Raw genomic sequence first — 19,676 nt, forward strand, 5'->3', positions numbered from 1 at the left:
GTCCTGCTTGACCGCTGGCGCCGCCGCCAGGTCTTCCTCCACGGCAACCTGCTGCGCGCCCTGCTGGCTTCGCCCAACGGGAGTCCGACTCTCGCACCAACTTGCTCCCGCTGAGGTCGAGTTGGCTTCCGGCTCATCGGGCGCGGAAGAGGGGCTTGTCGTCGGATGTGTCATCGAGTGTTGCTCCTCGTGGTACGGATGCGCTGTTGGATCTCGGCGGCCAGATCGACCATGGCAGTCGCGCCGGCGAGGACCCGGACGGGCGATTCGAGCCGGTCCTGGACGAGCCACTGGCCGGTAGGGGTGAGCACGGCTGCGTACAGCAGCTGGTGGTGCACGAGCACGTCCGCCCAGGCGCCGGCTTCGGCGATCGACGGGACGCGCGTGCGCGGGTGGCGGGCAGAAATGGCGAACCTTCCGTGGCAGGAGCGGTGGCCCGACCGAGGCCGGGCCACCATGCGGAATGCGGAGTCAGGCGCGCGACCTGCTTCTTTGCAGGCGTCAGCCGCACTCGCGACAGCGGTCGAGGTGCGTGTTCAGGGCCCGCGCCATGTTCCGCTTCACCGAGACCGCGTTCTTCGCGCTGGTCTTCGCCAGCGCGGATCCTTCGTGGCGCTCGGCGTAACCGCGCAGAAAGCGCGCGTCCCGTTCGAAGTCGGCCTTGATGGTGGCGAATCTGTGGCAGGTCTTCATCGGGCCGTCCTCCCTGTCGCGGTGCCCGCCTCATCTCGCAGCAGTTGCAGGAGCCGCGTGATGTTCTCGTTCCGGCCGCCCGCGAGGTTCAGAGAGCGGAGGATCTCCCGCAGCTGCGGGCGCGTGATGACCGCATTTCCGTCGCGCTCCAGCAGTGCGGGTATGTGGGGACGCACCAGCTCGGCCGTCTCTTCGAGGCTCAGCTGCTTACGCCGAGGGCGCTTGGGCTTCCCGCCGCCCGGCCGACTCCGCTGCGCCTTCGTCTTGGGCGTCGGCTTCCGGCGTATGGGGACGGTGTGGGGACGGTCCCCTTCGGCTTCCGTCCCCGTTTCCGTGTTGGGGTTTTCGCGGTCCCCGTTGTCGTTGGAGATGGTGTGGGGACGGTCCCCTTCCGCCTCCGTCCCCGTTTCCGTGTCCGGGTGTTCCCGGGCCTCGTCGCCGTTGGGGACGGCTGCGAAGGACGGTCCTGCACCGCTTTGAGCAGCGGCTTCGCGGTCGTGCGCGGCATTGCCCTCGGTGTCGGCGTCGGCCTTTTCGGCCCCGGCGGGTGCGTCCCCTCGGTCCCCGATCGCCGCCGCCGTGCCCTCGCTCAACAGGCTTGACTCGGGCTCATTGACGCGGTCCCCGTTGTCGTTGGGGACGGTGTGGGGATGGTCCCCTTCGGCTTCCGTCCCCGTCCCCGATTCCGTACGGTCCCCGTCCCCGCGGTTCTGGAGACCGTCGTTGGGGACGGCGCTCAGCCACCAACTCACCTGCTTCTCACCCGTCGGCAGCGTCACCGGGGACGGGCCGAGAGGGGACCGGATCTCGCGATCGGAGTCCGGGCAGCCGTGCACGGACTGGGCCCAGGGCGACGGCAGATCGATGGTGGCGAGGTCTACCGCGTGCCGGCGGGCGGCCAGCTGCTCCAGGAGAGCCTGACGCTGCTGAGGATCGGTACCGACCCCGGCTCGGGCGAGAGCCGACTGGAGCCGACGCGTGATCCTGGTGTCCTTCTCGCGATCCGCTGCCGACATCCCGGCCAGCTGTGAGGCCAAGGCCACTGCCCGTCGAGTCGCGCGGTCCTTGGTGATCTGCGCGGCATCGCGGTTGCGGGTGGCGATGCCCAGGCGTGAGAGGAGCCGCTCCCGCGCTTCGCGTCCGAGCGTGGCCAGGAGTCCTTGCGAGGCGGCGTCCGGTTTGTGCAGCCGCAGCTCGATGCCCATGGCCAGGTGCCAGAGCACGGCCGCCATGACCGGACCGACGAAGGCCCGCACGGTACCGCCCACCGTGCCTGATTCGGCGTACGCCGGGATAACCTGAACCCCGGTGATCACCCAGACCAGGGCGCCGGGCAGGCCGGGCGCTCCCTGGGTCTTCAGGTTCTGCCGGGCCATCAGCGCGGTCGCGAACAGCGCCGCCTCGCCCGCGCTGAACATCATGGCCCGCTCCACCGTGCCGGCCATGTCGAGGTAGTCGGCGGCGAACCGCCAGCTGGTGTCGCCTGAGTAGACGGTGCAGTTGAGCGCGGCGAGGGCCGCGACCCAGACCGCGGGGGTGCCGACGCGCTTGCCGTCCGCCCGGTTCCGGTTACGCCGGATCGACCAGCCGGCAAGCGCGAGAGCTAGTAGCCCGACGGCCGTGACGACATAGACGGGTTCGATGCCGTAGGGCAGGGACAGGGCGATGGGGTGAGTCATGCGGCCTTTCGGAGAGCGGCGATCAGGGAGTCGGTCTGCACCTGGCGGGGCACCTGCACCGGCGAGGCGACGTCCTCGTCCTCAGCGGTCTCGTCGGCCGACTCGGTTCCGTCGGCCTGGTCCCAGTAGCGGTCGCGGTCGGCGACGGCGTGGGCGGCGTTGCGCATCAGGTCGCGCGCCCAGTCGAGGTTTTCGAGCCGTAGGGCGTAAGCGAGGCGCTCGGGGCTCCAGCCGCGGACATAGGCGTGGCGGGTGACGGCCTCGCGCTCGGCGTCGCTGAGGTGGATGTCACGCCCCTCGAAGGCGGCCTTCACCCGGCTGTAGTCCAGGCGCTTGTTGACCTTGGCGTGCCAGGGGCGGCGCTCGTCCTCGGTGAGCCCGCCCCACATGCCCTGGCGGATCTCGTTGTCGAGGGCGTAGTCGAAGCACGCCTTCTTCACCGGGCAGCTGCCGCAGATGGCCTTGGCCGCGTCGATGGCCGCGCGGTCGCGGGCCGCGTGGAAGAACAGCTCGTCGATCTCCTTGGCCGGCAGGCCGTGGCACCGGCCCCGTTCCTGCCAGCTGTGGTCGGCGATGCCCCGGATGGTCGGGGTGGGGGTGTCGTTGGTGGTGATGTGGCGCAAGGCAGTCTCCGGAAGTCGCCTCGGTCGGCGCGGGTCGCTCGGCACCAGTGGTGGCTGGGGTGCGGCGGGACGCTGCAAGGCGGGCTCGGGGTACGGCTGGGCCGTACGCAGGGCGAAACGTGTCTGTAGAGAAGGAGGGCTGCGGTCAGGCGGCGGACGCCTGTGCCTGTGCCGCCAGGGCGCGGTCGATGCGGCCGGGGTGGGCGGTGGCGCGCGGAGCGCTGCCCCGGGCGGTGCCGTCGAGGGTGATGCGACGGCGGCGGCAGGGCTCGCCCTTGTCGGCGTGACACCACTCACACGGCACGGCGAGGACGTCGGGGCCCCCGGCGGCGATGGCGGCTTCGCGGGCGGCGCGGGCCGGGCGGTAGGGGGCCAGCTCCGCGCGGACGGCGGGCGGGATGTAGGAGCCTACGGCGGCCAGCTGGTCCTTCAGGCCCGGCCGGTGGCGTCCGGCGGTGATCCCGCGGTGTGCCGACGGCGCGGTGTGCCCGGCTGCCACGGCGTCGCGCGCCGCGAGCAGCTCCGCCCGCCAGGCTTGCGGGTTGTCCGGGTCGGCCACGGGTGTCGGGTCGGTGTGCCGGGCCAGACGCTCGCGGCGGTGCGCGTGCCATTCGCGGGCCACGTCGGCCGGCAGGATCGGGTACGGCGAGCTCACGATGCGCTTGCGGACGGTCTCGCGTACGTCCCAGCCCTGGCCGGTGGCCATCGGGACGTCGCCGAGCAGCTCGTGCCACATGGCGAGCTGGTCGCGGGCCTCGCCCGCGTCGGTGCGGATGGTGCGCGGGTCCAGGCGGCCGACGTAGGTGAGCACGGCAGCAACTTCACGGCGGTCCAAGGTAGTTACTCCGTTCCAGTCGGTTCGTCGACGGCGGCGAGCAGGGCGGCCATGTGCAGGTCGGCTTTGGTCATGCCGGTCTGCGGGGCGGGGCTGCCGCCGGGCAGGGCGTAGAGATTCGGGCGCTGCGGTGTGGGGGTGTGCTCACGGGCGATCCAGGACTGCCAGTCGGCAGCCCAGGCCGCGGCGGGGCGAGGGCTCCAGGCGGCTCGGTGGTGGCGCCACTTCGCATCAGCGGTCCGGAGGCCGTGCTCGCCGAGGCGGGCGAGGTGCCCCTGCTGCTGGGCCCAGGACAGGCTCGCGTCGTCGACCTGCCAGTCCTGAGCGGAGATGAGGTCGGCAGCACTGCTGCTGTACCTACGGTTCACCTTCGGTTCACTACGGTTCTGGGGGTCAGATTCAGACCCGGAGGGGGGTCGGACTCTGACCCGGGGAGGGGTCAGGTTCTGACGAGGGGGTGCAGATTCCGACCCGGTCAGATTCTGACGATGGGGGTCGGATTCCGACCCGGTCTTGGGCCAGATACCGTGCTTCCGCAGCCGCTCGTGGCCCAGTTCGGGCACCGGATCGGCGTCCGTCAGCGGCTCGACATAGGCGTCGGGGTCGTCCCTCCTGGCCGCCGCGACCTTGGCGAGCCACGCAGCGGCGCGTGGCAGCCGGTAGACCGTGCTGTGCTGCGGGCCCTCGAAGTCGTCGAGCACCTCCAACTCACCGGCCTCGGCCAGTGCAGCGATCGCGCCGCGCACGGCGTTGCGGCTGGCGTTCGTCCGCCGCATCAGAGAGCCGAGGGATGCCCAGGCGACGCACTGCTCGTCGGGTATCCGGTCGGCGATCGACAGCAGGACCAAGCGGGCGTTCCCGCGGCTGGTGCTGCCGTCCCACGCCCACTCGCGGGCGTCCCGGCTCATCGGGACACCGCCGCATCGAAGCGCGCTCCGAGGCCCTGCGCCGGAGCGGTCCCGGCGCAGAGCAGCCGGCGTGCGGGCAGGTGGCCATGTGGGGAAGCGGAGTTGGCTGCCGCGCTGACCGGGGGCACCGGCCTTTTGCGCAGGGCAGGCGACATGTAAGACTCTCCTGCGTAGTGAATCCCGCGCCGGGGTGCCCGTGGAAAGGTCCGGTGCGGCGAAGGCGGGTAAATCTCCGCCCCTGGAGGGGCAGGAGTGTCATGTGGCGTTCGGCGTCCAGGAGTTGCCGCTCCATGGGCGCCGTCGCTGGCTTCAAGGACTACGTCACGCGACTGGATTGATCGTTCCGCACACGGCTCCTCATGTCGTCTGCCGCCGGGCGTGGCACCCGGCGAGGGACGACGAACATATGCAGGCGCTGCGGCAAGATCCAGACCTTGCTAAAGGACTCTCTACAAGTCGCACAGAGCTCGGTCTCACACGGCGCATGCACCAAGCGGGCTGGCCGCTCGGTCTGAAGGAGGGCTGCGGCATGGTCGACACTTCCTGACGGCGTGGGGGGAAACGTTTACCCGGCGCAGTGCGTGGCGCTAGCGGCCTCCGACCCGCGGCGGGGTGTGCCGCTCCGGCCTGGAGAGGGGGACCTCTCGAAGGCGGCGCGGGCCTCTCCGTTGGGCCTGCGGGGCTGGTGGGGAGGCCGAATCCAGAGGGCCAGCAGGTATGCGAAGGCACCCCTTTTTCGCTACGCTGAACCTATTCCCCGTTGCAGAAAAAGTCAACAAGATGCATCCACTTCAACTTAGAGAAAAAGCGAGGTTCGATGCCTGCCCGTCACTTCGACCGACACCGCGCTCGCGCGGTACGGCGAGCCGCCGAACGCCTCCAGAGCGAGGTGGGGGCTGACATGGGCGTGTCCAACTCGGCGGTGGCGAACTGGGAGGCCGGCCACGCCTCGCCCGATCCAGAGAAGCTGCCTGCATATGCGGCGGCGCTCCGAGGTGACCTGGACGACCTGTTTCCGCGGATGGGCCTGCCCGATCTGGCTGATCTGCGCTGTGACGCCGGCGTCTACCTGAACGAGACGGCCGGGGTGATTGGGACCAAGAGCGCAGGACCGGTCAAGGCGGCCGAGAAGGGCGACCGCCGTCTCAAAGACGGGTACATCCCGGCGTTGGCGGCGAGGTACGGCGTCAGCGAGGAGGAGCTGCGGAGGGCCGAGGACCGTTCCTTCGCCGCAGCGGAGGAGAGAAAACGCGGGGAAGTGGACCCGGGAACGCAGCAGGGCGCCGCTGCGGACTTGGGCAGGCCGCCGGGCTCGCTCGCCGAGAAGATCACCCTCATCCTGCAGCGTTCGTACCCGGGGCCTCAAGGGCCTCCGTCGGACGCCGAGATAGCGGCCGAGGTGAATGCCCAGCTGGGGGCGGACATCCTCACCGCGGAGGACTTCAGCGATCTGCGGACCGGCATCACGGAGACGGCACCTCCGGCAGTGCTGCCTGCCCTGGCCGCCGTTGTCGGCGTGTCACCGCTGTACTTCGAGTCCGATGAGGCTGTTGCCGCGCAGGTCTATGAAGGGCTGCAGTTGCTGGCTGCCGCCAAGCAAGGAGCTATCGGAAGGGTCAAGGCCCGTGGTCTGGGACCCCAGGGCCTGTCTCCCCGGATGATGGCGCTGGTCAACGAGCTGGTGGCGGAGATGCAGGAGAAGGAGGCGGAAGCCGGAAAGTAGACCGGCCCCGGGGCCTGTGTCCCCGGCGACCGGCCGTGCAGCTACCGCTTCTGCTCTGCCGACGAGCCCGGCTCGTGCAGGCGTCCTGCCGTGATCACGGCACGGATCTCCTTGAGCGCCGCAAGGTCGGCGAGGGGATCGCCGTCGACGACCAGCAGGTCGGCGCAGTGCCCGGGCGCGATGCGGCCCGCTGACCCGCCGAGTCCGAGAGCATCCGCCGCGTGGGCGGTGGCCATGTCGATGACCCTGTCGGTCGGCATGCCCACATGCGCGTAGAAACCGAGCGCCCCGGCCAGCGACCCGTGGAACCCGGTCCGCTGTACCCCGGCGTCCGTACCGGCGATGAGCCTGACACCGGCCTCGGCCATCTGCCGGACCTGCCCGAACAGGATTCGCGTCCGCTCGTCGCCGAAATGGCGCGCCACCATCTGCCAGTGAGGACTGACGGCAGGGCAGACCGCAATGCCCCGATCGACGATCTCCTTCAGAACGTCCTGGCGCAGGCCGAAGCCCTCCTCGGTCATCCACGTGCAGTGCTCAATGGTGTCCACGCCGGCAGCCACGGCTGCTGCGATGCCGTCAGCGCTGTGAGCGTGCGCGGCCACCGGCACGCCGGCCTGCCGCGCCTCGTCCACCAGGGCCCTCAGCTCGTCAGCCGAGAACTGGCTCTGCCAGCTCTTGGGCCCGTCCTTTGTCAGACCGCCGCCGCTCGCCATCACCTTGATCACTCCGGCACCTGCTGCCACGTTGCGCCGCACCTGGTCACGGACGGCCTCCTCGCCGCAGACCTCACCGCCCAGGAAGTGGCAGTGGCCTCCGGGAATGGTCAACGGTGTGCCCGCAGACACGATGCGGGGTCCGGCGGTGGAGCCCTGGCTGATCTCCTCGCGCAGGCGCAGTACCAGGCCGTTGCGGTCCCCGAGGTCCCGGACCGTTGTCACGCCGCTCGACAGGAGCTGCTGCGCACGCCGGCGCATGTCGTGCAGCAGCTTCTCGTCGCTCGAGTCGTTGAAGGCGGCCAACGGGTCGGTGCCACCGTCGAACACGAGATGCACGTGGGCGTCGATGAGCCCGGGCATCACCGTGGCACCGGGAAACGAGAGATTGGCGCCCTGTGCGCCGGGGGAGCCGGCGACCTGCGCGCGAGGCCCGACGGCGGTGATCAGGTCACCGTCGATGAGGACGGCGCCGTCCTCAAGGTACGTCCCAGAGCCGGTCAGAACCCGGTCGGCGGTGATCAGCATGTTGCCTCGCCTTCGCTGTCTTTTCCACGGTCACGCGATCAGGCGCAGTGCCTCCGACACCGCGATCAACTGGTCGACATCCGAGTCCCGGTCATCCCCCTTCGACCTTGCCAGAGGTACGGGCCGTGAAGGAGCGGGGGCGCCCTGCCGGATCGTGGCGCAGGCACGCCGGAGCCGTCTGGCCAGTTCGGCCGGCTCCAGGCTGAGGAGGTCGGTTTCCTCGTCCCCAGCCGCTAGATAGGGGCTGATATCGACCAGTCCATCGCGGCATTCCACTATCCGCCTGTGGTATCGGCGGTGCACGCCACGGGCACGCCACCGATCCCACGCTGTGCGGGACGCAGGCTTCAGCTCGTTCTTCGGATTGATCCCGGTCAGCAGTTCCCACAGCGGGGTCAGCCGGCGGTGATCCCGGCGCCGGCGCAGCCATAGCCGGGTGGCCGTGATTCTCGCACGCAGGCCCGAATAGGTGATGCCCACGACGAAGAGCAGGCTCGACACCGTCAACAACGCTGCCGCCGAGGTTGTGAGCGGGCGCGGCACGGATCCTCCGCTCCAGCGGACGACGGTGAAGACCGCGCGGACACCGCAGGCCACTGCCAGCGAGCCAAGGCCGATCGCGGTGATCCACAGCCCGGTGGCATGAGGCCGACGCGACCTGCGGGCATAGCGGGCGGACCACCATCCGGCCATCCCGATCCCGTACGTCATGTACAGGCCCGCGCAGAGGTAGAAGACGGCGACCTGCGGGATCGTCATGTCCATCGTGCGGCTCGGCCCGCTCAGCGCCCCCAGCGGTACCGTCAGGGCCGCCACAATGATCACTACCGAGACCAAGGCCACGACAACGCCCTCCGCCCGGGCTCGACGCCGAGCCGGCGGCCCGTCGGCCGAGTACAGGTAGAAGCACATCAGGAAGTAGCACGCGAGCAGCAGAAGCAGGTTCTGGACCAGGCGCGTGATGTTGTGCCCCGCCATGATGTCGAGGCCATGGGCGCCCCCTGGCCTGGCCACCGCGTGCGACAGGCCCAGGCTCAGCAGAGTGAGGGCAACGGACCTGGTGGGAGCGTCACGCGGGGCACGCGACCACAGAAACAGTCTCCACACGACGGCAGCCGCGATGACCAGCGGAAGGTACTTCGCCATGGCCTACAGCCACCCCCGCCGGTCACCCAGAGCAGCCTGCACACGGCGGACCTCCGGGTCCTCCGACAACGGCGGGAGCTCGTCGACCACCGACGACCACTCCAGGATGATCGTCGCCGCGAGCTCGACCGAGCACTCCTGCTCGTCCTCGTACGAGCAGCGCAGGGATACACGCCGGATCAGTTTCGGATCGACTATAGGGATGAGGGCAGCCCACTCCTCCACGAAGTCGATCGCAGACTCCGCCGCGACGTCACCCTCCCACTCTGCGACGATGATGTGGAGAAGCTCGTGGAGGATGATCTGGAGCTGGTGCAGCCGGGTCGTTTCCTGCTGGTAGACGATGACGTCCACCTCTGGCATCTCGAGCCACAGCCCCGACGGCCCCGGCACCTCCAGCGGGACCGGGCGAAGAACGATCGGACGGCCGCGCCGCTCACCGAGCGCCTTGGCCAGCTCCTCCACATCCAGCGGCGCGTGAATACCCAGACTGCGCAGCTCCTTCCGGAGCCGGCGGTGGAGGTCGCGTTCCACCGTCCGCCGTTCCGCCGTACGCCACCGCACCCATCGGCGGCGACTAGCTCTCTCGCGCGCCGACACCGGAGATTCCTGAGCGTCGGGGAGGCCCTCTCTCAGAGACATATGAGCAATCCCTTCCTGCCGGCTGGTCGAGGCTCTCCCTCCGAGCCGGATTAGGCCAGAAGGCGTATCCCCTGGCGGCAATAACCCTATTGGCGGATCTCGAAAGCCACAGGAAACAAAGGCCGTGCTTATCTTGTAGATGAGAACTGGCAGTTCTCATAGCCGGACGGTCACTGTTTCAACCAACACTTGTCCGTTACGAGTGCGGGCTTCAACTGGCCAAAATTCAAACCCGCATGACGAGTGGCCATGGCGGCGGGTGGCGCCGTGGAAAAATGTGAACCTGTGACGCGAATCCCACCCGTGGACGCTAATGGACGTTATGTGAACGTTACGAGCGACGGGGGTGAAGGGTCACTCCTCCTCACCCGCATACTGAGGCAAGCCCGTGCACGTCGAAACACATCGGACATACCGGGGTTTACGTCCATGTTCGGTACAGGTTTCGCTCGCGGGATCACCCAGGATCAGACCGCGCAACTGGCAGGCGTCAGTCGCCGGTGGTACAACTCCCTCGAATCGGGTCGCCCAGCGAACTACAGTGACGGGTTCCTCCACCGGATCCGCGCCGTCCTTGCTCTGGACGACGATGAATGGGTCATCGTCTATCGCATCGCCCGTGGCCGGTCGCCGGCCGCCACTCTCGCGAGCCCTCCCAATCAACTCCTGCCGCCTGCCTTGCTGGCCCTAGTCGAGCAGAGCAAAACCTGGGGCATCTACCTCAGCGACCAGCGCTGGGACGTCCTCGCATGCAACGAGAAGATCCAGGAGTACTTTCCGTGGATGGGTTCCGGCCCCAACGTCGTGGAATGGGTGCTGACATGGCCGGGAGCGCGGGCTCAGCTCATCAACTGGCAGACAGACTGGGCTCTGCCCACGATTGCGGCGCTCCGGGTCAATGCAGAACAGTGGCCAAACGACGAACGGCTTCAGGAAGTCATTAAAACCGTGCGGCTCGACCCGACTGTGTGCAAACTGTGGAACGCTCCCGATCTGCCGGCCGTCATCCATCCAGCGTCGAGTTCACCACGCCGTCTTTACTTGCCGCAGCAGGAAGATAAAGAGTTCGCCATACGGATTGTGTCACTCACGCCCATGGAGGTGCCCGCCTGCCGACTGATCGCAATCACGCCTGCAGAGCTGGTGTCCACCGGCTGAAACGACGTCAAGTTCGCGCCCCTGAAGGTGCGCCAACAGAGGAGAAGCCAGACTTATCAAGGGCAGCAAATGTGCGCAGAGCCGTGTGCCTCCGGTCGGGGCGGAACCACAATGGGCGGTCCAACGGAGCGCGGGCCACGAGTAACAAACCCCGCGCCCGACTAGTCGAGGCCGCCGGTCTCCTCGATGTGGGCGACAAAGGCGGCAACAATATCCGGCCGAGGCGCGTCGGGAACCGGCGTGGGCGGCATGTCGCCCTCCAGCCCCCACTCGGTGTTGAACATGACCGTCATGCCGGTCGGTACCACGCACTCCCTGAGCCAGAGCGCGAACTCGGCCGCCAAGTGGGCGTTGCAGTCCAGAACGGCTACCCCTTCGGATGACAGTCGGGCCAGGCCCTCCATCTGTTCGTCGGCAAGGGTGATGCCGAAGTGCATGGACGAGCCTCTGACCGGCCCGCCGGCTTCGATTCGGATGAACTCGTCGGGGTTCCGCTCGCGCAGTTTGGCTTCGAGGCTCTCGAACGTCAGGCCCCAGCTCTGCCCCTCATGCGGGGTGAAGACGTACATGGTGCGGAGTTCCGCGATCTCTGCGGGTTCCATCGTGGCTGCGGTGCTTCCTGTGCGGCGGTATGGGGTGGTGTCAGGGAACGTAGCGGGCCTGGCCGCTGACTCCGTAGGCGGCCATCATGATGCGCCAGTACTGGACTGCTTCCTGGTTGTTGGTGACGGTTTCGACGCCCCGCATCTCCGTGTTCCGCGGGTCATGCAAGGCGGCGGCGTACTTGCGGAGCTCTACTCGGTCCTTGTCGTAGAGGAAGTCTCTGTCACCGGTGGCATGGTTCTTGCGGAGATCTTCCAGAGAGCGGTAGCAGCGCTGGTCCGGTTTGTTCACGTACTTCGCCTCGACGGCCATCCCGTCGACGTCGCGGAATCCGTCCACCATCAGCGTGCTGTTGGGGCTGATTCCCGGCGGGATGTGGACTTCGTACTCGGGATAGCCGGCGACCCGCCGTTGGTAGGCGACCTCAGCTGGCCGGCCGCCGGAGAAATCGCCTTGCCGCAGGGAGTTCAGCCACATCTGGAAGTTGTTCCGCTGCCCTGGTGTGAGTGGAGGGAAGCGGGGGTTGGGCGGTATGCCCGGAGGGATGGGCTGCACGCGCGGGCCGTTGGCCGGGCGGAAGACGGCAGGGACTAGGAGCGGGACCCGAGTAAGGGGGGCCAGGAACGGGGGCAGCCCGGGCACAGGGCTGTCGTTGTCCGGCCGCGGCATCTTCACCTTCGCCTTGGAGCTGTCCAGAGCCGGCGGGATCTTGCCGAGCGCCGCGATCTGCATGTCACTCGTGACGAGTTCGTGCAGTCCGCCGTCGTGACCGTCCCCTCCGAACCTCGGCTGCTCCCACGGCCAGAGGACCTCGCCGGTGGGGTCGGTCTCCTCATACGGCAGCCGCCGCTTGGCGGTCTCTATGTGATCGGCATAGGCGTCGCAGGCTTTGGCGATCATCCTGCAGGCGGTGGGCAGGTTTGCCATGAGGGTCTCGTCCTCGCTCACCTCGGTAGGCGGTGAGCTCTTGCCGACGAACTTCCTGAAGAACTCCTCGACCCTGTCGGCGGTCTGGCCGACCTCGTCGAGAGTGGCGCGCTGCCATGCGGACTCGGCATCCCAGTACGCGTCATGGAGAATCTTGGACGCGGCCCGCCAGGTCCCCGCCACGGCACGGCACTTGTCCGGCTGCCCGAGGAAACGCTCGTTGAACAGGTACTGATCAACGCCGCTCGTCTCACCAACGACCTCGGGCAAGTCCTCGGCATGGTGACTGCCGAGCTGGGAGCAGTCAGGGCCTGATGGCTGCGCGCCGATGTCCGGCCCCTGAGGGCTCTGACCGAGGAGCTCGGCCGCGATACGGCTTTCCTGCCGCAGGTATGCCTCGGCCGACTTGAGAAGCGCCCCCGCCCCATTGGCCATCACCTGATGAGCGAACCCGGCCTTGTCGAAGACCGTCTTCACGGCCGCCTTGTACACGGTAGCGAAGGCCCGGCCCGCTTCATCGTCGCCGGCCATGCCCCCGTGCTCGCTGAGTTCGCTGGAGAGCAGGCTGAGCATGTTGTAGATCAGGTCACGCAGATCCACCAGCGACCAGGACGCATTGACGAAGTTCTCGGTCTGATGCCGAAGATCCAACATCCCTCCCCGTGAAGCCTGACCTGCACTCAGGGAAACCGTACACGGATGCGAACGGACATCGGAGAAGGCGACGGCTTCGGAGCGCGACGGATGAGCAATCACGGCAGTGAATGCCCCCGCACCGGAACCGAAGATGTTCACCCCGGTCCGTACGGCAGGGATTCATGTGGCGCGAGACCATCGGTGTCGGCCGGATCCGGAGCGCAGAAAGTGCGGTACCCCAGGTCAGGCGAGTGACCCGGCCATCACCGAAGCGTGGTAGGACCCGGATCGTGTTCTTGGACATCCATAGTTACGCGGTCGATGGTGTCCAGAAGGCGGCGGCCGTCCTCGGTGAACATCAGGTCGCGGTCGCCTGAGCCGAGGAGTGCGGTCATCGCGCGGATCAGGTAGCGGGTGAGGGGCCCGCCTGCGTAGCGGGGGCGTTCACCCTCCGGCGTCAGGCGTACTTCCCGCAGTGCCCGCCCCAGCCGTGTGGGGCGGGTTTCCTTCTCTTCGCGTCGCGCTACCGCGTGGGCGAGGGGCAGAAGGTGGCGGTCTGGGAGCGGCGCGTGCATCAGGGCCCGCAGGTCGTGTGCCGTGCTGGCGGCGGCCCGGTTTTCGACGAGGTCGGTGACCCTGTCCCGGTAGATCTGGTGCGCGGTGTGCTGCTCGATGATGAGCTCGTTGAGTTGGCGCAGTTCCGAGGTGGCGTCGGCGTGCCACAGGATGAGCCGTTTGAGCAGGTTCACGGCCCAGGGCGCGTCGGAGGTCGCACGGAAGGGGCTGGAGCAGGGGCATTCGAGGGTCAGCGGCCCGTCCCAGGATCCGATGACGGTGAGCTGCTTGTAGTTGCCGCAGGGGCAGGCGAGCGCCTCGACTCCAGCCTTGGGGAGATAGGACGGCGGGGCGAACAACTCGTCGGCCATGACCCTGTTGTGCCAGTCGGCGTGGAGGTCATGCCATTCGACGAGGATCAGGCGCGGAGGGGTGAACCGCCACTCTTTCTCTCCAAAAGGTGCGGCAGGCTCGGACTCAAAGGGCTCTGCCTCGCGGTATCCGTCGTCCAACTGCCGGGCTCCTATTGCCTTTGCCGTGGTCTCTCCACCGTAGTGCTTGCCTTGCTGGGGGGTGCATACGGCACCGCTCAACTTCACCGACTGGCAAGGGGGGTTCGGCCGCTTGGGCGTGTCTCCGTCGGTGCGCTACTGCGTCTGAGCCAGTGCAGCCAATTGCGCGGCGGCGAGGTCCCAGGCCGCGGTGAACTCTTCGGTGCCCCACGCGGTTTCGAGGGCAGTCAGGATGGCCTGGCCCTGCGCGGTGCGGCCGAGGGCGAGGTCCAGCCAGACCATGCCGAGGCGGTGATCGGCGAAGGGGTCGAGTCCGGTGAGCGCGGTGTAGGCCGCCCAGGCGGCGCGTGGCAGGTCGTCGTCGGCAAGGGGCAGAGCGCCGCCAACGGCCCGCAGGAGCACGGCCGTTCGCTGGATCGCGGCCAGCGACGCCGCGTCGGCGATCACCGTCGGTGTGCCGGAGAGCAGGGCCATGACATCGGTCTGTTCCAGCTCATGCCAGGAGCGCCATTGCGTGCGCAGGGCCTCGCCGGCGTCCAGGGACGCTGGTCCTTGGGTGCAGCCGTGGGCAAGGAAGAGATGGGCCTTCTCCGTGGTCACCGCTCGTGCCGTGACCACGGTGGCGAGGGGATACAGCCACCCGGCTTCGATGCCGGTCTCCTCGGCGAGTTCGCGGCGGGCGGCGTCCACCGGCTTTTCCGCCTCCTCGACCATTCCGCCGGGCAGATCGGTGATCTCCGCATCGTGGAGGTAGTGCTGCTGGGAAACGACCGCGACCTGACCCCGACGTACGGCCAAGACCCGGACCGAGTCGGGCGCGACGACGTGCGGATACGAGACTGTCGTGCCGTCGGGCCGTACGGCCTCATCCACCGCGAGGCGGATCCGGTTGTTGGGCCCGCCAGCGAAGAGGATCCGGCTGGCCCGCTTGTGCCATCGGCCGTCACTGTTCATGCTCAGGGACCCTAATGCCCTAGCGCCTTGTCCTGGACCTGTCGGGTGATCCCGGGGAGTCTGCGCGTCCACGCGGTCGGCGGTTCGGACAGTTGCGGTGCGCCGGTCGGCCGTGGCGGCGCGCTGGGCTGGAGAACCCTGTGCCGACCCCGCTCATGGCGATCTGGTTGCCACAGGTCCTTTCGGCGTCGGCGCGCTCCCGTCGCTGCCCTCAGCCACCAGGAAGCGGGTGGAGTGCATCGGCAGGGATGCGGGCATCGGCTCCGTGGCCGTAGATACGGTATGAGGCGGGTACGGTGACGCACCGGCGAGCGTCGTCGAGGTTCCAGACCACGCCGCCGACGAAACCCTGAAGGCCGTCATCGGGGCCGCCGAGCACCTGTGCCTGGGAACGGAGGGGGAGGCCGCCGACCTGTGCGAGGAGTGTCTCGTCCAGCACGCCGCGGAGGGAGTCCACCGCGCGGGGGAAGAATGAGGCGCCCTGGATTGTGTCGGGGTAGGCGATCAGGGCGGCGTCGCCTGGCCAAGCCGTGGGGGTTGTGTCTGGCCCGCTCGCGTTCGTCAACAGCCAGGCCCGTCGCATCTGGACCGGGTCCGTGGCGGGGTAGCGCGGCCAGTGCGGTACAGCGTGCAGGGAGGTGGGGGGCTCGGGCATGGCGAGTGGCGGGCAGTGGGCGTTGAGGGCCTCGTGCAGTGCGGCGGGATCGTTGAGCTCGTAGCGCACGTTGGCGAGCGAGACGTCGTCGGCGGCGATCTCATCGCGGAGGGCGATCAGATGCAGGGTGAGGGCGAGCAGGCTGCCCGGAGGGGTGTCGAGCATGTAGTGCTCGCGTGCGCGGATCATCGCGATCTGCCAGCCCGTGCTCTTGTTCATGTCCACCACACGCTCACCCTACGTTGGTGCGTGCGTCCGGCGGTCGCACCGGTGCTCGTCCTTCAACAGCCCGGCAGGCGGGGCTGCTTCGCGCCGGTTTTCGGGCGCGTTGGCTACAGCCTGGCGCGTCCCACTCGCTGGGTTCGATCGTGAAGAGGGGCGAAGAACTTCGTCCCGGGACCCAACCTAGGCCGTTCCCTCGGGAGGCCGAGCGCCCTGGCGCCCGTCCCGATCAAGTTGCCTGATCGTGCGGAGTGTCTAGCGGGTGGAATGGCCGGTGTACAGGTCGAAGCACAGGGTGCCCAGGGTGGAGGTGAGCTCTTCCAGGGCGCGGATGTACGCGCGCAGTGCGAGGGGAAGGTGGGTGCGTTCCCACCGGGCCACATCGTGTTGCCGCTGTGCCCACAGCTCTTCAAGGCCGGACAGAGCCGGCGCGCTGTCGTCCAGGGCGTTCCAGACCAGACCGAGCGCCAGGCCGAGGGGTGCTGATTGGACGTCGAGTTCGGCCTCGCCCCTGTGGTGGTCCTGGACGGTCCGGAGCGTGGCCTGGAGGTGTCCGATCCGTACGGCCCGCTGGATCCAGGCCGGCCCGCCGATGTGGGCGGGCAGTTCGGGGCTGTCGGGGGGCGCCTGGAGCGTGGGCAGCAGTTCGGCCGCGGCCTGCCGGGCCTGGGTGTGGGGTGTCCACTCTCCGGCGTGCAGTTTGTCGATGGCGTCGGCGACGGCCTTGGTGGCGTACTCGACGGCGGACTGCCACCGCGGCGGCTGTCCGTCACGGAACGGTCCGGACTTCAGGTCCCGGCAGCTGTCGCCCAGCAGCAGCGGCGGGGGCTGCAGGCTGGCGGTGTCCTGGGTGTCACGGAGTGCACGGTTGTCGTGCAGGTCGCGGAGCTGATGCCACGTCGCGATCCCCCGGGCCGCATCCCGCAGTTCGTCCTCCCGCTCCCGCAGCTCCTGCCACGAGCCGAGGACGGGCGCGGGATCCCAGGCGGGCAGCGGGTCGGCGAAGAGCCGTTCGTGGAGGGCGCCGCCCAGCCACCACAGGGGGTGGGTCAGATCCACGTCGTCGACCAGCCGCCCCTCGCGGCGGGCCGCACGCCACACGGCCAGCGCCAGAAGCCGGTTCGCGGGCAGCCACGTGTCCTCGCGCTCGCTCACCGCCTCGGGAGTGGAGGAGGCGCCGGAGGCGTAGAGGTCGAGGTCGTCGGCGTGGTAGCCGATGTGCCGTTGGGTCAGGACCCATGCCTGGCGCTCGGCCCGGGTCCAGGCATCCAGACCGTAGGCGCTGCGGTGCATCTCCTCCCACGCCTGTTCGTCCAGAACGACCTGCAGCGCCGCGGTGCGCCAGATCACCGTGTTGTCGGCAGCGGGCTCGGCCAACTGCACCTCGTAGCCGTGCGGCAGGGGACCGCCCGACAGGTCGCGCCGTTCGTCGTCGAAGAACCAGGCGGGGGCGATCACCGTGCCGGTGGCGCCGTCGGCCTCCCCGCCGACGCCCTGCACTTCGGTGCCGGCAGCCAGGGGCCCGTGCAGCTCCTCTTCCAGGGCATGACAGACCGCGTCAACAGCCAGGCCGCGGCAGACCACGACGGCCGGCTCCGCAGAATCGCGGGCGAGACCGCGCGTCATGCCATCCCACCGATCCTTCGAAAGAGGCTGGTGGGGGTCGGCGGGCCAGGTGCGGGTCAGCCACAGCCAGGCGGCGAGGACCGGATCACTGCTGTCGTCCACCGTGGCGGGGTCCGTGTCCGTGGCCAGGGCCAGCTCCTCGCCGACCAGGGGGATGGCGAGTTGTCGGACACCGCCGTCCAAGCGCGACAGATGCCACAGCAGCGACCCGAGCGTCACTGCCTCTACGCCGCCCGCGCTCTGGCGGCCCAGCGCGGCCAGGGCGATGGCCAGCACGTTACGGGTGCCGGTGTATTCCCAGTTGTTGTCGGTGACGGCCATGGCGGCGGACGCCAGTTGCTGCGCCCTGGTGACTGCCAGAGTCCACTGCTGCCCTGTCATGCCGCGCCTTCCTCAGCCGACGAGTTCACACTGTCTCGCTGCCGCATACTCCCACGTGGCCCGAACAGCGGGGGCACCCCCGTATCCGCATCTCGTCAGCGGGCACCACGGTACGGCGCACACATCGAGTACCGGCGCCGGTGGACAACTGGCCCGGCTCCGTGTTCGAAGCCGCTGGCGGCCCGGACACCACGTCCAGCCCGGACTGGCCTTTACCGGCTGCGCATGGAGCGGGTCACTCCGGGCTCAGGCCGTCACCGTGCCGGGTCGGCTGGTCGGGCCAGCGGGTGTAGTCGAAGTCGTGCACCCGCACCCGGAAGAGCTGACCGTCTTCGACCAGGTTCACATGGAAGGGACGCACCGGCTCGACCGGGGGCACGGATGGACGGTCACGGTGCTGTTGCAGTGCCGTCTCCAGCCAGCCGGCGAGCTGGGCCGCGTAGTCGTCCAGGTTTCCGCTCCTGGGCGGCAACGCCGTCTGCGGACGTCCGGACGACGGGTTGGCCTCGCGGTACGACCACTGCAGCCAGCTGTAGAGCAGGGCGGGAAACAGCTCCACCGGGGGCGAGGGAGTCTCGCTGGTCATGGTGAGCAGCATGCCGCGGTCGTCGTCCGGCGGCGCGAGGGCCGAGCGAAGCCCGATGCGGCAGGTGCTCTCGTCGATCAGAGCGCCGGCCGCACGCGCATAGGGCAGCTGCGCCATGAACCGGTCCACGACGAGTTCGGGCGCCTCACCGGCGCCCACCCACGCGGCGACCGCTGGTGACGTCAACGCCTCACGCGGGAGCGTCCCGGCGCCGTGCCCGCTGTCGTTAGGGCGGGGGGTCACAGTGGTCAGGAAGCGGGCCAGCAGTGTCTGATCCGGTTGCGGAAGCGGCTCGGGCGCGTGCCGGCTCAGGCGGACGGATAGCTCCGAGCCGGTGTCGTCCACGACGTGCGCGTCGATGCGGACGTGTCCCGTCCACAGTCGCTCGCCACTGGCTGCGTCCTGCATCCAACACCCTCCTGCCTGCCGGTACTTGAGCCACCGTACGCCATACCCTCCGGCGCCTTCGCCGATGTCACCGAGGGCAGCTGCACCCCTGTTCCCCGGGTGAAAGCCCGCCACGCCGCGATCCTGGAAACCTGGCGCGGTGGCCTGCGCTGCCGCCTTCGCCGGTCTGTGTGCCGATCACCGACGACGAACTCACCAGAGTGACGTCGCAGGGGATGCAGAGCAACACGAGCCATCGTCAAGGACGATGAACGTGCCCGCTGTCGATCGAGGCGAAGAGGGGGACGGCTTGAGGAACTCCGAGAAGCGAATCGCCATGCTGGACGTGCTGTGGGAGCACGAGCAGGCCGCGCACGGGGCGTGGGTGCTGGACCAAGCGGTGCCCGTACCTCTCCAGCAGCAGGTGGAGGCGCTGGTGGGCGAGGGACTGGTCGAGCTGGCGGACAGACAGATCCGCGCGGAAATGTCCGCGCGCCTGGCCCGGCCCGTGCGCTGGGCAGCGCGGCTGACCCCCTACGGCCGTGACGTTCGCATCTATGCGCACGCCCGCCCGTTGCAGCCCACCGGCGGGCCCGAACCCGGGCCCGGAGAACGGCTCGTGGAGCTACGGCCGGCCCAGATGGACGCCGTACGGGTCTTCGTCAGCCTCGCCCGCGACCTGGCCGTCGGACCGGCCGAGGGACTCGCCGAGCGGGTGCGCACTGCCCCGTTCAGCCGGAGCGGCAACTGCTGGCAGTTGTGCCTGACCGAGGAGCAGACCACCTCGGTCGCATACGCGCTCTACCTGCACCGGCTCAGCCGCTCGGAGGCCGAGGCCAACCGCTTCGCCCGCGACTACAACGTCGTGTACCGGACCGCCCCGGCGACCGGCACCCCGCTCCCCGTCATGCTGGGCCGGCGCACCAGCGGCGCGGACGATGCATGAGCCCTAGACCCCACGGTGCTCGGGCGCGTGTCCAG

General features: G+C 68.9%; 19 protein-coding genes. 3 read left to right on the forward strand and 16 right to left on the reverse strand.

Going from position 1 to position 19,676, the window contains the following annotated elements:
* Nucleotides 1-170: 170 nt before the first annotated feature.
* The 6 genes from ACWC1K_RS22750 to ACWC1K_RS22775 form a co-directional block, all read right to left on the reverse strand.
* A complete protein-coding gene (locus tag ACWC1K_RS22750) occupies nucleotides 171-458 on the reverse strand; it encodes a hypothetical protein (protein WP_450833762.1) in 288 nt (95 codons plus the stop codon).
* A gap of 43 nt (nucleotides 459-501) precedes the next feature.
* Complete coding sequence (locus ACWC1K_RS22755) at nucleotides 502-693, reverse strand: hypothetical protein (protein WP_450833763.1); 192 nt, start codon at nucleotides 691-693, stop codon at nucleotides 502-504.
* Nucleotides 690-2,372: a hypothetical protein gene (locus ACWC1K_RS22760; RefSeq protein WP_450833764.1), complete on the reverse strand. Its 1,683-nt coding sequence runs from the start codon at nucleotides 2,370-2,372 to the stop codon at nucleotides 690-692. Before ACWC1K_RS22760 ends, ACWC1K_RS22755 begins: the two co-directional genes overlap by 4 nt.
* Nucleotides 2,369-2,995, reverse strand: coding sequence for a WhiB family transcriptional regulator (locus tag ACWC1K_RS22765; protein ID WP_450833766.1), 627 nt, complete (start codon nucleotides 2,993-2,995; stop codon nucleotides 2,369-2,371). Before ACWC1K_RS22765 ends, ACWC1K_RS22760 begins: the two co-directional genes overlap by 4 nt.
* A gap of 145 nt (nucleotides 2,996-3,140) precedes the next feature.
* Nucleotides 3,141-3,830 carry a zinc finger domain-containing protein gene (locus tag ACWC1K_RS22770; RefSeq protein ID WP_450833767.1) on the reverse strand — a complete coding sequence of 230 codons (690 nt, stop codon included), beginning with the start codon at nucleotides 3,828-3,830 and terminating at the stop codon, nucleotides 3,141-3,143.
* Nucleotides 3,831-3,835: 5 nt separating this feature from the next.
* Entirely contained in the window at nucleotides 3,836-4,738 is a 903-nt protein-coding gene (locus tag ACWC1K_RS22775) for a helix-turn-helix domain-containing protein (protein ID WP_450833768.1), read from the reverse strand.
* Nucleotides 4,739-5,498: 760 nt separating this feature from the next.
* On the opposite strand from ACWC1K_RS22775, the gene ACWC1K_RS22780 reads away from it, so the two are divergent.
* On the forward strand, nucleotides 5,499-6,461 hold the full coding sequence (locus tag ACWC1K_RS22780; RefSeq protein ID WP_450833770.1) for a helix-turn-helix domain-containing protein: 963 nt from the start codon (nucleotides 5,499-5,501) through the stop codon (nucleotides 6,459-6,461).
* 41 nt (nucleotides 6,462-6,502) lie between these two features.
* On the opposite strand, the gene ACWC1K_RS22785 is transcribed toward ACWC1K_RS22780, so the two are convergent.
* Genes ACWC1K_RS22785 through ACWC1K_RS22795 form a run of 3 tightly spaced genes read right to left on the reverse strand, consistent with a single transcriptional unit; the run spans nucleotide 6,503 to nucleotide 9,385 of the window.
* Complete coding sequence (locus ACWC1K_RS22785) at nucleotides 6,503-7,705, reverse strand: amidohydrolase family protein (protein WP_450833772.1); 1,203 nt, start codon at nucleotides 7,703-7,705, stop codon at nucleotides 6,503-6,505.
* Nucleotides 7,706-7,735: 30 nt separating this feature from the next.
* Nucleotides 7,736-8,851, reverse strand: a complete 1,116-nt coding sequence (locus ACWC1K_RS22790; protein WP_450833773.1) for an MAB_1171c family putative transporter — start codon at nucleotides 8,849-8,851, stop codon at nucleotides 7,736-7,738.
* A gap of 3 nt (nucleotides 8,852-8,854) precedes the next feature.
* Nucleotides 8,855-9,385 carry a hypothetical protein gene (locus tag ACWC1K_RS22795; protein ID WP_450833774.1) on the reverse strand — a complete coding sequence of 177 codons (531 nt, stop codon included), beginning with the start codon at nucleotides 9,383-9,385 and terminating at the stop codon, nucleotides 8,855-8,857.
* Between the two features lie 432 nt (nucleotides 9,386-9,817).
* Between ACWC1K_RS22795 and ACWC1K_RS22800 the strand changes: the two genes are divergently transcribed.
* Nucleotides 9,818-10,651, forward strand: coding sequence for an MmyB family transcriptional regulator (locus ACWC1K_RS22800; protein ID WP_450833974.1), 834 nt, complete (start codon nucleotides 9,818-9,820; stop codon nucleotides 10,649-10,651).
* 161 nt (nucleotides 10,652-10,812) lie between these two features.
* Here ACWC1K_RS22800 and ACWC1K_RS22805 read toward each other — a convergent pair whose 3' ends face one another.
* From ACWC1K_RS22805 to ACWC1K_RS22835, 7 genes are all read right to left on the reverse strand, one after another.
* The gene (locus ACWC1K_RS22805; protein WP_450833775.1) at nucleotides 10,813-11,220 is read right to left on the reverse strand and encodes a hypothetical protein; all 408 of its coding nucleotides are present in this window, start codon (nucleotides 11,218-11,220) and stop codon (nucleotides 10,813-10,815) included.
* Nucleotides 11,221-11,293: 73 nt separating this feature from the next.
* Nucleotides 11,294-12,976: a restriction endonuclease fold toxin-2 domain-containing protein gene (locus ACWC1K_RS22810; protein ID WP_450833777.1), complete on the reverse strand. Its 1,683-nt coding sequence runs from the start codon at nucleotides 12,974-12,976 to the stop codon at nucleotides 11,294-11,296.
* 104 nt (nucleotides 12,977-13,080) lie between these two features.
* A complete protein-coding gene (locus ACWC1K_RS22815) occupies nucleotides 13,081-13,743 on the reverse strand; it encodes a hypothetical protein (protein ID WP_450833778.1) in 663 nt (220 codons plus the stop codon).
* A gap of 276 nt (nucleotides 13,744-14,019) precedes the next feature.
* A complete protein-coding gene (locus ACWC1K_RS22820) occupies nucleotides 14,020-14,838 on the reverse strand; it encodes an NUDIX domain-containing protein (RefSeq protein WP_450833780.1) in 819 nt (272 codons plus the stop codon).
* 211 nt (nucleotides 14,839-15,049) lie between these two features.
* Nucleotides 15,050-15,712, reverse strand: coding sequence for a hypothetical protein (locus ACWC1K_RS22825; protein WP_450833782.1), 663 nt, complete (start codon nucleotides 15,710-15,712; stop codon nucleotides 15,050-15,052).
* 258 nt (nucleotides 15,713-15,970) lie between these two features.
* Nucleotides 15,971-17,722, reverse strand: a complete 1,752-nt coding sequence (locus tag ACWC1K_RS22830; RefSeq protein ID WP_450833784.1) for a hypothetical protein — start codon at nucleotides 17,720-17,722, stop codon at nucleotides 15,971-15,973.
* 235 nt (nucleotides 17,723-17,957) lie between these two features.
* Nucleotides 17,958-18,716, reverse strand: a complete 759-nt coding sequence (locus ACWC1K_RS22835; RefSeq protein WP_450833786.1) for a hypothetical protein — start codon at nucleotides 18,714-18,716, stop codon at nucleotides 17,958-17,960.
* A gap of 289 nt (nucleotides 18,717-19,005) precedes the next feature.
* Here ACWC1K_RS22835 and ACWC1K_RS22840 point away from each other — a divergent pair, with 289 nt between their 5' ends.
* Entirely contained in the window at nucleotides 19,006-19,641 is a 636-nt protein-coding gene (locus tag ACWC1K_RS22840; protein WP_450833787.1) for a DUF6417 family protein, read from the forward strand.
* Nucleotides 19,642-19,676 lie beyond the last annotated feature (35 nt).

Source organism: Streptomyces sp. NPDC001492, from assembly GCF_053597275.1.